The following is a 14,134-nucleotide window of genomic DNA, read 5'->3' on the forward strand; positions in this document are numbered from 1 at the left end:
TTTAGTGTTTCGTTGTATGGATCGGCTGCTCGGCCCGCTCGCCCGCGAACGTGGGCAGCGCGCCGAACACCGAGGCGCCCATTTCGGCCGGCAATGCGGCCGCACGGAAGACGCCGAACAATTCGCGGCCGAAGCCGACTTCGTTTTCCGCCTGATGCTTGGGCGCTTCGACGGCCCGCGCGTTCCACGCCTCGTCGTCGATTTCGACGTCGAGAATGCCGCGCTCCGCGTCGATGACGATCGTATCGCCGTCGCGCACCTTGCCGAGAGGGCCGGCGAGCAGTGCCTCGGGCGACACGTGAATGACGGCCGGCACCTTACCCGACGCGCCCGACATACGCCCATCGGTCACGAGCGCCACGTGAAAGCCCTGGTCTTGCAGCACGCCCAGCAGCGGCGTCAAGCGATGCAGTTCGGGCATGCCGTTGGCGCGAGCCCCTTGGAACCGCACGACGGCAACGAAGTCGCGTTTGAGTTCGCCCTTGTCGAACGCCTCTTGCACGGCTTCTTGCGAATCGAAGACGATCGCTTGCGCGCGCACGGCGCGATGTTCGGGCGCGACGGCGGAAATCTTGATGACGCCTCGGCCGAGCTTGCCCTGCATGAGCCGCAGGCCGCCGTCGGGTTGAAACGGTTCGCCGATCGGACGCAGCACCTTCGTGTCGCCGCTCTGATCCGGCCCCGGCACCCAGGCCAGCCGACCGTCGATGAGCTTCGGCTCCTCGGTGTAGCGGGCAAGCCCCCGGCCCATGACCGTCAGCACGTCCTCGTGCAGCAAGCCGCCCTCCAGCAGATTGCGGATCAGGAAAGCCATGCCGCCCGCCGCGTGATAATGGTTCACGTCGGCCTTGCCGTTGGGGTAGATCTTCGCGAGCAGGGGGACCGCTTGCGACAGCGCGTCGAAGTCGTCCCAATCGATGACGATGCCGGCCGCGCGCGCGATCGCGACGAGGTGCAGCGTGTGATTGGTCGATCCGCCCGTGGCGAGCAGCGCCACGATGCCGTTGACAATCGCCTTTTCATCGATGACATGGCCGATCGGCGTATAAGCGCCGCGTTCGACGGTCAGATCGAGCACGCGGCGCGCCGCGGCGGCGGTGAGCGCATCGCGCAGCGGCGTATGCGGGTGAACGAACGCCGACCCCGGCAAGTGCAGCCCCATCACTTCCATGAGCATTTGGTTGCTGTTGGCGGTGCCGTAGAACGTGCACGTGCCGTGCCCATGATAGGCGGCCGATTCGGCTTCGAGCAGCGCGTCGCGGCCCACTTGGCCCGTGGCGAACTGCTGGCGGATCTTCGCTTTCTCGTCGTTCGAGAGGCCACTCGTCATCGGACCGGCCGGCACGAAGATCGTCGGCAGATGGCCGAATTGCAGCGCGCCGATCAGCAAGCCCGGCACGATCTTGTCACAGACGCCTAGGCACAACGCCGCATCGAACATGTTGTGCGTGAGCGCAACGGCGGTGCTCATCGCGATCACCTCGCGCGAAAACAGCGACAGCTCCATCCCGGCATTGCCCTGCGTGATGCCGTCGCACATCGCCGGCACGCCGCCCGCGAATTGCGCCACGCCGCCGTTCTCGCGAGCGGCGCGCTTGATGATGTCGGGGAAATCCTTGTAAGGCGCGTGCGCCGAGAGCATTTCGTTGTACGACGAAACGATCCCGATGTTCGGCTCGCGCATCGCCTTGATGGCGATCTTGTCGTTGCCCTCCAGGCCGGCGAATCCGTGCGCGAGATTGGCGCAGGACAGCACGCCCCGAGCCGGGAACCGGCCTTGCGCGGCGTCGATTCGCGCGAGATAGGCCTGGCGCGTAGCGCGGCTACGCTCGACGATGCGGCGAGTGACTTCGGTCAGCGTGCGGTGCGGCGAAACCATGGAAAACGCTCCTCCTGAAAGACGGCGCCGGGCGCCGAACGGGTAGCGCGATGCAGTGCGGGCTGCTCGACGCGATTTTGGCGGAGCCAGTTTAGTAGAAAAACTACATCCCAGCAATGCGGATCGATCGCCATTGTCGCATTCGAGCCTCCATGCTGCGCCGCACTGTAGACGCATTTGGGCGCATCGGTAGCAAATACATGTAGATTTTCTACAAGCAGAGGGTCATACTACCGCCATCGATAGAACACGATACACCCGCTTGGCGGAGCTTTCAGACATGCTTGCCCGAATCGAATCGATGCGCGCGCAGTTGCGCCCGTCGGAACGCAAACTTGCCGACTATGTGCTCGACACGCCGCGCGAAGTGCTCGACTTGGCGATGACCGAGCTTGCGCAGCGGGCCGGCGTGAGCCAGCCGACGATCGCCCGTTTTTGCCAGGCACTCGGCTGCGGCGGTTTCCGCGAATTCAAGATTCGGCTTGCGCAAAGCATCGCACCGGGGCTGCCGTCGGTCTATCGCGACGTGCGTCCTGACGAGCCGGCACCGGGCGTAGTCGCGAAGGTGTTCGATCGCACGATCGGCGCGCTGATCGAGGTTAGAAACAGCTTATCGGCGCACAGCGTCGCGAAGGCGATCGAGTTGATCTCGCACGCCTCGCGCATCGAGTTTTACGGTGCGGGGGGATCGGGGATCGCAGCGCAGGACATTCAGCACAAATTCTTCCGGCTCGGGATCCCGAGCGTGGCCTATGCGGATCCGCATACCTACACGATGTCGGCGGCGCTGCTCGGCGAATCGGATGTGGTCGTGACGATTTCGAACACGGGCCGCACGCGCGACATCGTCGAGGCGGCCCGCTCGGCCCTCGCATGCGGCGCGAAGGTCATCGCCATCACGCACGGCAACTCGCCGCTCGCGCAACTCGCCACGGTAACGCTGGTGGCCAATGTCGCCGAGGAAACCGATATTTTTTCGCCGATGACCTCGCGCGTATCGCATTTGGCGATCGGCGACATTCTCGCCGTCGGCGTCGCGCTTGCGCGCGGGCCCGATCTCGTCGACAAACTCGGCCGAGCCAAGAAGGCGATTACGCAGCGTCGAATCGAATCGCCGCCGCGCGAAGAAGCGCTCGATTAGAACGGCTTCACGACGACGAGCGCGACGGCGACGATGAGACCGAGTACCGGCAGTTCGTTGAAAAGGCGGTACCACCGGTCGGCGCGGCGATTCTCGCCGCGCTCGAATGCGGCCAGCAGCCTGCCGCAATAGACGTGATAGGCGATCAGCAAAACGACGACACCGAGCTTGGCGTGCAACCACCCCTGTCCTTGGCCGATGCCGTAACCGAGCCATAGCCCGAGCCCGCAGGCGAGCGCGACGACGGCAATGGCGGACATGAAGCGGTACAGCTTGCGCGCCATCGTCAACAGCCGGGCCACGGCGGCCGGCTCCTTCTCCATGGCGAGGTTGACGAAGATACGGGGAAGGTAGAACAGGCCCGCGAACCACGAGGCCACGAAAACGATGTGAAAGGTTTTGAGCCAGAGCATCGGTAGGAGTTATCTCGTCCGTTATCGTTGGTTCGTATCGACGCGATCGGCGTTGCGCCGGGGTATATATACCGCGCCCCGGCGACTTGCGTCTTCGGCAGGCTTACTGCCTGACTTCGCCGTGCCCGAGCACGACGTACTTCAGCGACGTCAGTCCCTCCAATCCCACGGGCCCGCGCGCATGCAGCTTGTCGTTCGAGATGCCGATCTCGGCGCCGAGCCCGTACTCGAAGCCGTCGGCGAAGCGGGTCGAGGCATTGACCATCACGCTCGCCGAATCCACCTCGCGCAAAAACCGCATCGCCCGGTCATGGTCCTCGGTGACGATCGCATCGGTATGCGCCGAACCGTACGTGTTGATATGCTCGATCGCCGCGTCGATGCCGTCGACCACCTTGATCGCCAGCACCGGCGCCAGATATTCGGTGCGCCAGTCCTCTTCCGTGGCATCGACGAGCGCAAGCGCGGGCGCATCGTGCTCCCAAGGCGCGGCTTCGAGCACGGCGCGCGCCGGCGCATCGACGCGCAGCTCGACACCCTTGTCCCGGAATACGCGCGCAAGCGGCGGCAGCGCGGCATGCGCAATGCCGCGCGCGACGAGCAGCGTCTCCATCGTGTTGCACGTCCCGTAGCGATGCGTCTTAGCGTTGTCGCACACCGCCAGCGCCTTGCACAAGTCGGCGCGATCGTCGACGTAGACATGGCAAATGCCGTCCAGATGCTTGATCATCGGCACGCGCGCTTCCTCGATGAGCCGCGCGATGAGGCTCTTACCGCCGCGCGGCACGATCACATCGACGTATTCGGTCATCGTCGCGAGCTTGCCCACGGCGGCGCGATCGGCCGTCTCCACGACCTGCACGGCGTCGCGCGGCAGCCCCGCTTGCGCAAGCCCCTCGCCGATCAGCGCGGCCAGCGCAGCGTTCGATTCGAGCGCCTCCGAACCGCCGCGCAGGATGGCCGCGTTGCCCGACTTCAAGCACAGCGCCGCCGCGTCGATCGTCACGTTAGGACGCGACTCGTAGATGATGCCGATGACGCCGAGCGGCACGCGCATGCGCCCCACTTGGATGCCGCTCGGGCGGTATTTGAGATTGTCGATTTCGCCGATCGGATCGGACAACGAGGCAACTTGGCGCAAGCCCTCGATCATCGTGCGCAGCGCCTTGTCCGAGAGCGTCAAACGATCGATGAAGGCGGCGTCCATGCCCTTCTCGCGAGCCTTGGCGACATCGCGGGCATTCGCTTCCTTCAGCGCCGTCTGCTCCCGCTCGATCGCGCGAGCGATGGCGTGCAGCGCGTCGTTCTTGGCCGCCGTCGCGGCCCGTGCCATCGCGCGCGAAGCGGTGCGTGCGCGGCGGCCGATGGCGGTCATGTACTCGTCGATATCCATCATGATTCTCGTTCGTCGCGCACGCGGCGCGAGCGGCAATATGCAAAGGGTTCGGGGCGGCGGCAACGCCCGCGCTTCGATTCTAAGCCGTCACGCGCCGCCCGCGCGTGCGGCACCGCGCTTGCCCGGTGCCGCGACGAGGGCGGCAAGCTCGAACATGCCTTCCCACGGGTCGGGCGGCAAGGCCGCACGCCGCCGGCTGCCCGGGGCGCTGCCGGTCAACCCTTTCACCTGTCGATCGAGGGCCGCGGCCAGCGCGAGACCTTCCTCGAGCAGCGGCTCCGTGACGCGCGAGAGCGCGGGCCCGACGAGCCGCTCGCGCGGCCCCCAGACGCGATTCTCGCGCAGCAGCATCGCGAGCGGCTTGCCGGCCGCCGCGCCACGCTTGATCTTGAGCAACGTGCGCAACTCCTCGGTGAGCGCCCACAGCACGAGCACCGCGGCCTCGCCTTCGCCTTTCAGTCCGTCGAGCATGCGCGAGAGCCGGCCGACGTCGCCGGCCAGCATCGCCTCGTTCAGCTTGAAGACGTCGTAGCGCGCGACGTTGAGCACGGCGTCATGTACTTGCTCGAACGTCAAGACGCCCTGCGGATACAACAATCCCAGCTTTTGAATTTCCTGGTGCGCCGCCAGCAAATTGCCTTCGACGCGCTCCGCAACGAATTGCAGTGCCCGGCGCCCGTCTTCCCCCGGCGCCACGCGCTGGCCCTGCAACGCGAGGCGCTGCGCGACCCAAGCGGGAAGCTGCGCGCGCTCCACGGGGTCGATCCGCAACGATACGCCGCGTTCGGCGAGCGCCGTGAACCAGGCCGATTTTTGCGTCGCGGCGTCCAGTCGCGGCAACGTCACGAGCGTCAGCACATCGGGATTGTCGGCGGCCGCGAGCGACTTGAGGGCATCGGCGCCTTCCTTCCCGGGCTTGCCGGACGGAATGCGCAGTTCGATCAATTGGCGGTCGCCGAATAGCGACATCGATTGCGTCGCGCCGAGCAGCGAACTCCAATCGAAGCTGCGTTCGACGGTGAAAACGGTGCGCTCGGTGAAGCCCGCCGCGCGCGCGGCCGCGCGGATGCGGTCGCACGCCTCCTGGGCGAGCAGATGTTCGTCGCCATAAACGACGTACAGACCGGCAAGACCTTTCGTCAGATGGGCGTCGAGCGCGTCGAGTCGCAGTTGCATGAGCAATGAGCCGTACGGAGGCGAAGGGAGCCGATCACAGCGGCGGCGGGGGCAGCGGCGCGCGCGGCGCGACGCCCGGCGTCAGCTCGTTCGGCGCCGGATGCAGCGAATGGACGGTGGAGAGGCGGCGCGTCAGTTGATCGACCGCATCGTTCTGCATATCCGCATACAACAGATCGGACTCCTGCACCTTGGCCAGCGCGTACGTCACGCTATAGGTCATGGCCCGATTCAGTTGAATGACGCTCGGCGGAATCAGCAACGCGCCGTCGGCCCCCGTCAGCGTGTAAGACAGCGAATAGGTCAACGCATATTCCTCGGCCGCGCCGGCCGTGTTCAGCGTCAGGACCGACTGCGCGCGTCCTTCGGTGACCGACAACACGGCATCGGCGTTCGACGGCGATTTGACGACGACCGTATCGCTGCCGCCCTCGATCATGCGCGTGAGGCGTGCGGCCACGACCGGCTGCGCGCCCACGATGGCGAGCCGCTTGAACGCATAGTTTTGCTGGCCGCGTAGCTGAAACCCGCAAGCGGCCAGCATCGTCGTGCCGCATACGAGCGCTAAAAACGATCGGCGAATCACATTGGCTCCTTGATTGAATCGCGCGGACGGTCTCGCCCGCGCTGCCGCTTCAGACGACGACGTTCACGAGCCGGCCCGGCACGACGATGATCTTCTTCGGGCTCTTGCCTTCGCTGAACCGCTGGAACATCTCGTGGGCGAGCGCCGCCGCCTCGATCGCTTCGCGCGGCGCGTCCTTGGCGAGCGTCAGCGCGCCGCGAACCTTGCCGTTGACCTGCAGCACCCATTCGATCTCGGCCTGTTCGAGCGCCTTCTCGTCGACCTTCGGCCAGGGCGCATCGAGCAGCGACCCGAATTCGTCGGCGAAAGCCAGCGCCTGCCACAGCGTATGCGTCACATGCGGCACCACGGGGTAGAGCACGCGCAGCAGCACGCCATAGCACTCGCGCAGCACGGCGGGTTGGGCCGCTTTAGCGTCTTCGAGCGCGTTGAGCATCTTCATCGCGGCCGAGACGACGGTGTTGTATTGCAAGCGCTGGTAGTCGAAATCGGCCTGCTTGAGCACGCTGTAGATCTCGCGGCGCAGCGTTTTGTCGGCTTGCGCAAGCTGCGCCGGATCGAACGCCTCATGCGCGGCAAGCGCGGCCTCGTTCGCATGCCCGAACGCCCAGACGCGGCGCAGGAAGCGGCTGGCGCCTTCGACGCCGGAACCGGACCACTCCAATTGCTGCTCGGGCGGCGCCGCGAACATCGTGAACAAGCGCGCCGTGTCCGCGCCGTACTGATCGATCAGCACCTGCGGATCCACGCCGTTGTTCTTGGATTTCGACATCTTCTCGACGCCGCCCAGCACGACCGGCTGACCATCGCCGTTGAGCGTCGCGCCCACCGGTCGTCCCTTGTCGTCGTGCTCGACCGTGACGTCCGCCGGGTTGTACCACGTCTTCTTACCCGTCGCGTCCTCGCGGTAGAACGTTTCGTTCAGCACCATGCCCTGCGTGAGCAGATTCTTGGCCGGTTCGCCGAACTTAACGAGCCCCATGTCGCGCATCACCTTCGTCCAGAAACGCGAATAGAGCAAGTGCAAGATCGCATGCTCGATACCGCCGATGTATTGATCCATCGGCATCCAATAGTCGGTTCGCGCGTCGACCATCGTCTCCGCGTCGGGGCACGTATAGCGCGAGAAATACCAGGACGAATCGACGAACGTATCCATCGTGTCCGTTTCCCGCTTGGCGCTCGCCCCGCACTTCGGACACGCGCAATTGAGGAACGCGGCCGATTTCGCGAGCGGGTTGCCCGTGCCGTCCGGCACGAGATCCTCGGGCAGCACGACGGGCAAATCCTTCTCGGGCACGGGCACGTCGCCGCACGCGGCGCAATGGATGATCGGGATCGGCGTGCCCCAGTAACGCTGGCGCGAAATACCCCAATCGCGCAGACGCCACGTGACTTGCTTGTCGCCGACGCCGAGCGCCTTCAAATCTGCCGCGACCGCATCGACGGCTTGCTCGTAGCCCATGCCGTCGTAGCGGCCGCTATCGATGCAGACGACGCCTTCTTTCTCGCCGTACCAGGCTTGCCACGCATCGAGCGAATACTCACAACCGGGCTTGGCGATCACTTGCTTGATCGGCAAACCGTATTTCTTCGCGAATGCGAAATCGCGCTCGTCGTGCGCGGGCACGCCCATGACGGCGCCCTCGCCGTAGCTCATCAGCACGTAATTGCCGACCCACACTTCGACGCGCGCCTGCGTCAGCGGATGCGTGACGTAAAAGCCGGTGGGCATGCCCTTCTTTTCCATCGTGGCGATCTCGGCCTCGGCCACGCCCCCTTGCCGGCATTCGTCGATGAACGCCTGCAGTTCGGGCTTGCCCTGCGCCAGCCGCGCGGCCAGCGGATGCTCCGCCGCGATCGCGCAGAACGTGACGCCCATGATGGTGTCCGCGCGCGTGGTGAATACGCGCAACAGCTTTTGCTCGCCGTCGAGTTCGTACGGGAAGCCGAAGTTCACGCCGAAGCTCTTGCCGATCCAATTCTGCTGCATCACCTTGACGCGCTCGGGCCAGCCGAGACCCTCGAGGTCGTTCAGCAGCTCATCGGCGTACTGGGTGATGCGCATGTAGTACATCGGGATCTCGCGCTTTTCGACGAGCGCGCCCGAGCGCCAGCCGCGCCCGTCGATGACTTGCTCGTTCGCGAGCACCGTTTGATCGATCGGGTCCCAGTTCACGGTCCCCGTTTTCTTGTAGACGATCCCCTTTTCGAGCATCTTCAGGAACAGCCACTGGTTCCATTTGTAATACTTCGGATCGCAAGTGGCGACCTCGCGCGACCAGTCGATCGCGAGCCCGATCGATTGCATCTGCCCCTTCATATAGGCGATGTTTTCGTACGTCCACTTCGCCGGGGGCACGCCGTTGGCCATCGCCGCGTTTTCGGCCGGCATGCCGAACGCATCCCATCCCATCGGCATCAACACGTTGTAGCCGTTCATCCGCAAATAACGGTACATGACGTCGTTGATCGTGTAGTTGCGCACGTGGCCCATGTGCAGCTTGCCCGACGGATACGGTAGCATCGAGACGCAATAGAACTTGGGCTTGCCGGCGACTTCAGATGTGCGATAGGCGTCGGACGCGCGCCATTGTGCCTGGGCGGCGGCTTCGATGTCGGCGGGTAAATATTTTTCTTGCATGGCGGTGGTTCGAGCTTGGCTGTCGTGACGCGTGGCAACGCGGGCGCGGCGATACGGGCAATGCGTTGTTCCCCGCAAATGGGGAAAGCGTCGATTATACCTTTCACGCGGGCGCGAGCCGCGGGCTTTGGGCTTGCGTTTCGGGCGCGCCGCTACGGCTCGCTTGGGGTCCCGTCAAGGCTGCTTTCCGGCGGGGGATGCGGGAGCCGCTTGCGCGCCGGGGCGCGCCGCGGAAGACGGCGGTTCGGTGACGAAGCCGATACGGTCGAGGCCCGCCTGTTGAGCGGCGCCCATCACCTGCGCGATCACGTCGTAGCGCGTGGCGCGCGCGGCGCGCAGATGAAGCTCGGGCGGTTGCGCGGCTTTACCGGCTTGTTGCAGGCGCGCATTGAGCGCATCGAACGTCAGCGGCTTTCCGTCCCAATAAAGCCGGCCCGCATCGTCGATCGAGAGCGTGACCGTTTGCGGCGTTTGTGGGGCCGCCCCAGCGGCGACCTTAGGCAAGTCGAGCCGGATCGCGTGCGTCAACAGAGGCGCCGTGATGATGAAGATGACGAGCAAGACGAGCATGACGTCGATCAACGGCGTCATGTTGATATCGGACATCGGCGCGGCCGAGCGCTCCTTGTCGAATCCGCCGAATGCCATGCCGATCGCCTCCCCCGGTAAAGCGCCAAGTCCGGCTAGTCAGGGCGCGCGCCCTGACCGTCCGGCGCGCAGACGTAAGCGTGCAGATCGTGCGCGAAGCCGTCGAGTTCCTCGGCCAATTGCCGCTGGATCCGCCCGAGTACGTTATAGCCGAGGACCGCGGGGATGGCGACGACCAGGCCGAAAGCCGTCATGATCAGCGCTTCCCCCACGGGCCCGGCGACGTTTTCGATCATCGCCTGGCCGCTGGCGGCAATGCTGCCGAGCGCGTGATAGATACCCCAGACGGTACCGAGCAAGCCCACGAAAGGCGCCGTGCTGCCGACCGAGGCGAGCAAGACTTGGCCGAACTCGATCCGGCGTTGCGAGGCAAGCAACGCCTCGCGCAACGCGCGCAGCACGCGTTCGCCGCGCTCGACGCGCGCGAGCATCGCGGACGGCGTATGCACTTCGCTCGCTGCCAACGCCGCTTGCGCGAGCGGCGCGAAGATGCGCTCGCGATCGGCGCCGCGCAAGGCCGACACGCCCTCGGATAAGCTCGCCGATTGCCAAAACAGTGCGATGGCGCGCGGCCCTTGGCGCTTGGCCCGCCCAAGCATCCAGCCCTTGAGGATCAGGAAGCACCAGCTCGCGATCGACATCGCGAGCAGCACATAGGCCACGCCGTGCGTGAGCGCGTCGCCTGCTTGCAGATAGTGAACGATGCCTGTGTTTTGCATGCGAATCCGTATCCCCAACGAGAGCGGAGCGCCGCCGGATCAGCGCAGACCGAGAACGTCTTGCATGTCGTACAGACCGGTGCCGCGTTCGGCGAGGAAGCGCGCGGCGCGCACCGCCCCTTGCGCGTAGGACACGCGGCTGGCCGATTTGTGCGTGATTTCGATGCGCTCGCCGGTACCGGCGAAGAGTACCGTGTGATCGCCGACGATGTCGCCGCCGCGAATCGCCGAGAAGCCGATCGTCGACGGATCGCGCTCGCCCGTGACGCCGTGCCGCCCGTAGACCGCGCACGCCTTCAAATCGCGGCCGAGCGCCCCGGCGATCGCCTCGCCCATGGCGAGGGCCGTGCCCGAAGGCGCATCGACCTTATGGCGATGGTGGGCCTCGATGATCTCGATATCGTAGCCGGTGGCGAAATGGCGGGCGGCAAATTCGAGCAGCTTGAGCGTCACGTTGACGCCCACGCTCATATTCGCCGCGAAGACGATGCCGATTCGCTGCGCCGCCGCACGGATCGTCTCGCGCTGCTCGTCGGTCATGCCCGTCGTGCCGATGACGAGCTTTTTGCCGTGGCGCAGCGCAGCCTCGACATACGCCATCGTGCCCTCCGGACGCGTGAAATCGATGAGGCAGTCCGCCGCGCCAAAGACGCTGTCTAGATCGTCGGTGAGCGCGACGCCCGTGCGCTGACCGAGAAATGCCCCCGCATCCTCGCCGAGCTGCGGCGAATCGGGGCGGCACAGCGCGCCGGCGAGCGTCGCGCCGGGATCGTTCAAGACGGCTTCGATCAGCATCCGGCCCATCCGGCCCGATGCGCCCGCGATTGCGATTTTCATCGGCGACATATCTACCCTTTCTCAATGACGGGCCGTCCGTCGCGAGGACGGCCGGCGGCGCTGACAAATGCCCATACCAGCGCCTCGAAAAAACAAAAGCGGGCGGCGCGATATGCGCACGGCCCGCCCGCAATACGCGCTCGCGCCGGCGATGGCGCAAGCAGCTCATGGCAGAACGAACGATCAGCCGCGCGCGCTCGGTGCGCTCACGGCGCATTCGGCCGCGCTGCCGCCGCTCATTGCGCGCCTGTCGGCCCCACCGGATTCGTGTTGTCGGGCGAGGACGGCGGCGGTTCGCGGTGAAACTGGAACTGCGGCGTCGCACTCGGCAGGCCGCTCGTCGGCGACGGCGTGCCGGAGCGCACGGCCGGGCGCGCCGGCGTGGCGGGCACCTGGTTCGTTGCGCGATTCGCCGCTTGCGCGGCAGCATCGTTGGCCGCTTCGCTGGTTGACGTCGACGTCTGCGCCGGAGTGGACGGCTCCGCTGGCGCCGCGGCGCTCGACGCCGCGCTCGCTGCACTCGACGCCGCTGCGGCCAGCGCCTTCGCTTTGGCCTTCTTCCCGAGCTTGTCGCCGTCGATATCGGCGAGCAATTCGAGTTCGGACGGCAGATCCTCGCCGCCCGTCCAGCTTACGACGCGATCGCTCTCGAAGTTGACGACGAAGTCGCGCTGCTGGACCACAGCCGTCGAGCCGCGCTTGAAGTAAAAGACATAGTCCCACCGCTCGTCATGGAACATATCGGTGAGCAACGGCGTGCCGAGGACGGCTTTGACCTCGTCGCGGCTCATGCCCACATGCATCTTCGCGGCGGCTTCCTTCGAGACGAAGTTGCCCTGCACGATGGTGATGCGATACGGCGTAATGCTCTGCGCGACGCGCTGCGTGAGGCTGTCGTAGGTCGAACATCCCGCAACGAGCGCAACCGTCGAGGCAGCGATCAACAGCTTGCGCACGTGACTCCCCCCGCGCTTCTTAAGAAAATTTGGACTCATTTCACCCACCGTGCGGGCCCTTTTTTGCCTTGCGCCAGGCCGCGCGAGTTTCACCGAAGATGACCGGAACAGCAAAAAGCCATTACTATTCGAATCGTGCATTGTACTCTAGGGATGCCTAGCCATGACCAATCCTACCGATCTCAAAAACATCGGGCTAAAGGCGACCCTACCGCGCCTCAAAATTCTCGAAATTTTCCAGCGTAGCGCCGTTCGCCACCTGACCGCCGAAGATGTGTACCGGAACTTGCTCAACGAAGAACTGGACATCGGCTTGGCCACCGTCTATCGCGTCTTGACGCAGTTCGAACAAGCCGGCCTGCTTTCGCGCAGCAATTTCGAGTCGGGCAAGGCCGTGTTCGAGCTGAACGAAGGCTCGCATCACGACCACCTCGTATGCATCGACTGCGGACGCGTCGAGGAGTTCTTCGACCCCGAGATCGAAAAGCGCCAGCAAAAGATCGCGGAAGAACGCGGCTTCAAGCTGCAAGAGCACGCGCTCGCACTTTACGGTGTCTGTACGAAGGAAGCATGTCCGCATCGTAAGCACTGATCCGCTCGCTTGCGCCGGCCGGCGTTCGATCGCGTAAACGACAAGAGCCGCCCCTTAGGCGGCTCTTGTCGCGTCGAAGCCCGGAACCCGTCCCCCATGCATGCGGGACGGGTCCGATGCCGCCGAGTTACTTGGCCGTCGCGAGCGCGATAGCCGTATCCAGCATGCGGTTCGAGAAGCCCCACTCGTTGTCGTACCAGCTCGACACCTTCACCAAACGACCGGCCACCTTCGTGAGCGTCGCATCGAACGTCGAGCTCGCCGGATTGTGGTTGAAGTCGATCGAAACGAGCGGCGCCGTGTTGTAGCCGAGGATACCCTTGAGCTGGCCTTCGGCGGCTTCCTTCATGATCGCGTTGATTTCCTCGACCGTCGTGTCGCGCTTGGCGATGAACGACAGATCGACGATCGACACGTTGATCGTCGGCACGCGAATCGCATAGCCGTCGAGCTTGCCGGCGAGTTCGGGCAGCACCAAGCCGATTGCCGCGGCGGCGCCCGTCTTCGTCGGGATTTGGCTATGCGTGGCCGAGCGCGCGCGGCGCAGGTCTTCGTGGTAAACGTCCGTCAGCACTTGGTCGTTCGTGTACGCGTGCACCGTCGTCATCAAGCCGGACTCGAGACCGATCTTGTCGTTCAGCGGCTTGACGAGCGGCGCGAGGCAGTTCGTCGTGCACGAAGCATTCGAGATGACCGTGTGTTCGGCTTTCAGCGTGTCGTGGTTGACGCCGTAGACGATCGTCGCGTCGACGTCCTTGCCGCCCGGCGCCGAGATCAGAACCTTCTTCGCGCCGCCGGCCAGGTGCGCGCTCGCCTTTTCCTTCGACGTGAAAAAGCCCGTGCACTCCATCACGACGTCGACGCCGAGTTCGCCCCAGGGCAGCTCGGCCGGGTTGCGGTTCGCCAACACGCGGATCTTGTCGCCGTTGACGACGAGGTTTTCGCCCTCGACCGACACTTCACCGGGGAACGGGCCGTGCGCCGTGTCGTACTTCGTCAGATGGGCGTTCGTCTTCGCGTCGCCGAGGTCGTTGATCGCGACGATCTGCAGATCGTGCTTCTTGCCGCTCTCGTAGAACGCACGCAGGGTGTTGCGGCCGATGCGGCCATACCCGTTGATTGCAACGCGTACCGTCATGATGGTTCT

General features: G+C 65.0%; 13 protein-coding genes. 2 read left to right on the forward strand and 11 right to left on the reverse strand.

Annotation, left to right across the window (positions count from 1 at the left end; genetic code table 11):
* Window position 1 precedes the first annotated feature (1 nt).
* Complete coding sequence (gene edd / locus DXT59_RS09855) at window positions 2-1,879, reverse strand: phosphogluconate dehydratase (protein WP_116136716.1); 1,878 nt, start codon at window positions 1,877-1,879, stop codon at window positions 2-4.
* 280 nt (window positions 1,880-2,159) lie between these two features.
* Here edd and DXT59_RS09860 point away from each other — a divergent pair, with 280 nt between their 5' ends.
* A complete protein-coding gene (locus DXT59_RS09860) occupies window positions 2,160-3,020 on the forward strand; it encodes a MurR/RpiR family transcriptional regulator (RefSeq protein WP_116136785.1) in 861 nt (286 codons plus the stop codon).
* On the opposite strand, the gene DXT59_RS09865 is transcribed toward DXT59_RS09860, so the two are convergent.
* From DXT59_RS09865 to DXT59_RS09905, 9 genes are all read right to left on the reverse strand, one after another.
* The gene (locus DXT59_RS09865; RefSeq protein WP_116136717.1) at window positions 3,017-3,433 is read right to left on the reverse strand and encodes a CopD family protein; all 417 of its coding nucleotides are present in this window, start codon (window positions 3,431-3,433) and stop codon (window positions 3,017-3,019) included. The two genes, DXT59_RS09860 and DXT59_RS09865, sit on opposite strands and share 4 nt — an antisense overlap.
* Window positions 3,434-3,536: 103 nt before the next feature.
* On the reverse strand, window positions 3,537-4,826 hold the full coding sequence (locus DXT59_RS09870; protein ID WP_116136718.1) for a glutamate-5-semialdehyde dehydrogenase: 1,290 nt from the start codon (window positions 4,824-4,826) through the stop codon (window positions 3,537-3,539).
* 90 nt (window positions 4,827-4,916) lie between these two features.
* Window positions 4,917-6,005, reverse strand: coding sequence for a DNA polymerase III subunit delta (holA, locus tag DXT59_RS09875; RefSeq protein ID WP_116136719.1), 1,089 nt, complete (start codon window positions 6,003-6,005; stop codon window positions 4,917-4,919).
* A 34-nt stretch (window positions 6,006-6,039) separates the two neighbouring features.
* Window positions 6,040-6,591 (reverse strand): LPS-assembly lipoprotein LptE, encoded by a 552-nt coding sequence (locus DXT59_RS09880; protein ID WP_116136720.1) that lies wholly within the window; start codon window positions 6,589-6,591, stop codon window positions 6,040-6,042.
* A gap of 49 nt (window positions 6,592-6,640) precedes the next feature.
* Window positions 6,641-9,235, reverse strand: coding sequence for a leucine--tRNA ligase (leuS, locus tag DXT59_RS09885; RefSeq protein ID WP_116136721.1), 2,595 nt, complete (start codon window positions 9,233-9,235; stop codon window positions 6,641-6,643).
* A 174-nt stretch (window positions 9,236-9,409) separates the two neighbouring features.
* The gene (locus tag DXT59_RS09890) at window positions 9,410-9,883 is read right to left on the reverse strand and encodes an ExbD/TolR family protein (protein ID WP_116136722.1); all 474 of its coding nucleotides are present in this window, start codon (window positions 9,881-9,883) and stop codon (window positions 9,410-9,412) included.
* Window positions 9,884-9,918: 35 nt separating this feature from the next.
* Entirely contained in the window at window positions 9,919-10,602 is a 684-nt protein-coding gene (locus DXT59_RS09895; RefSeq protein WP_116136723.1) for a MotA/TolQ/ExbB proton channel family protein, read from the reverse strand.
* A gap of 39 nt (window positions 10,603-10,641) precedes the next feature.
* Entirely contained in the window at window positions 10,642-11,439 is a 798-nt protein-coding gene (gene dapB, locus DXT59_RS09900; RefSeq protein ID WP_162878009.1) for a 4-hydroxy-tetrahydrodipicolinate reductase, read from the reverse strand.
* Between the two features lie 236 nt (window positions 11,440-11,675).
* On the reverse strand, window positions 11,676-12,434 hold the full coding sequence (locus tag DXT59_RS09905; RefSeq protein ID WP_116136725.1) for an outer membrane protein assembly factor BamE: 759 nt from the start codon (window positions 12,432-12,434) through the stop codon (window positions 11,676-11,678).
* A gap of 124 nt (window positions 12,435-12,558) precedes the next feature.
* Here DXT59_RS09905 and fur point away from each other — a divergent pair, with 124 nt between their 5' ends.
* Window positions 12,559-12,987 carry a ferric iron uptake transcriptional regulator gene (gene fur / locus DXT59_RS09910; protein ID WP_116136726.1) on the forward strand — a complete coding sequence of 143 codons (429 nt, stop codon included), beginning with the start codon at window positions 12,559-12,561 and terminating at the stop codon, window positions 12,985-12,987.
* Window positions 12,988-13,114: 127 nt separating this feature from the next.
* Here fur and gap read toward each other — a convergent pair whose 3' ends face one another.
* The gene (gene gap, locus DXT59_RS09915; protein ID WP_116136727.1) at window positions 13,115-14,125 is read right to left on the reverse strand and encodes a type I glyceraldehyde-3-phosphate dehydrogenase; all 1,011 of its coding nucleotides are present in this window, start codon (window positions 14,123-14,125) and stop codon (window positions 13,115-13,117) included.
* Between the last annotated feature and the right edge of the window lie 9 nt (window positions 14,126-14,134).

It is taken from the genome of Trinickia diaoshuihuensis, from assembly GCF_003390925.1.
Classification (GTDB): Bacteria; Pseudomonadota; Gammaproteobacteria; order Burkholderiales; family Burkholderiaceae; genus Trinickia; species Trinickia diaoshuihuensis.

Coding starts and splice junctions, on each gene's coding strand:
- edd (WP_116136716.1), bottom strand. CDS start 1,879: ATGGTTTCGCCGCACCGCACGCTGACCGAAGTCACTCGCCGCATCGTC.
- DXT59_RS09860 (WP_116136785.1), top strand. CDS start 2,160: ATGCTTGCCCGAATCGAATCGATGCGCGCGCAGTTGCGCCCGTCGGAA.
- DXT59_RS09865 (WP_116136717.1), bottom strand. CDS start 3,433: ATGCTCTGGCTCAAAACCTTTCACATCGTTTTCGTGGCCTCGTGGTTC.
- DXT59_RS09870 (WP_116136718.1), bottom strand. CDS start 4,826: ATGGATATCGACGAGTACATGACCGCCATCGGCCGCCGCGCACGCACC.
- holA (WP_116136719.1), bottom strand. CDS start 6,005: ATGCAACTGCGACTCGACGCGCTCGACGCCCATCTGACGAAAGGTCTT.
- leuS (WP_116136721.1), bottom strand. CDS start 9,235: ATGCAAGAAAAATATTTACCCGCCGACATCGAAGCCGCCGCCCAGGCA.
- DXT59_RS09890 (WP_116136722.1), bottom strand. CDS start 9,883: ATGGCATTCGGCGGATTCGACAAGGAGCGCTCGGCCGCGCCGATGTCC.
- DXT59_RS09895 (WP_116136723.1), bottom strand. CDS start 10,602: ATGCAAAACACAGGCATCGTTCACTATCTGCAAGCAGGCGACGCGCTC.
- dapB (WP_162878009.1), bottom strand. CDS start 11,439: ATGAAAATCGCAATCGCGGGCGCATCGGGCCGGATGGGCCGGATGCTG.
- DXT59_RS09905 (WP_116136725.1), bottom strand. CDS start 12,434: ATGAGTCCAAATTTTCTTAAGAAGCGCGGGGGGAGTCACGTGCGCAAG.
- fur (WP_116136726.1), top strand. CDS start 12,559: ATGACCAATCCTACCGATCTCAAAAACATCGGGCTAAAGGCGACCCTA.
- gap (WP_116136727.1), bottom strand. CDS start 14,125: ATGACGGTACGCGTTGCAATCAACGGGTATGGCCGCATCGGCCGCAAC.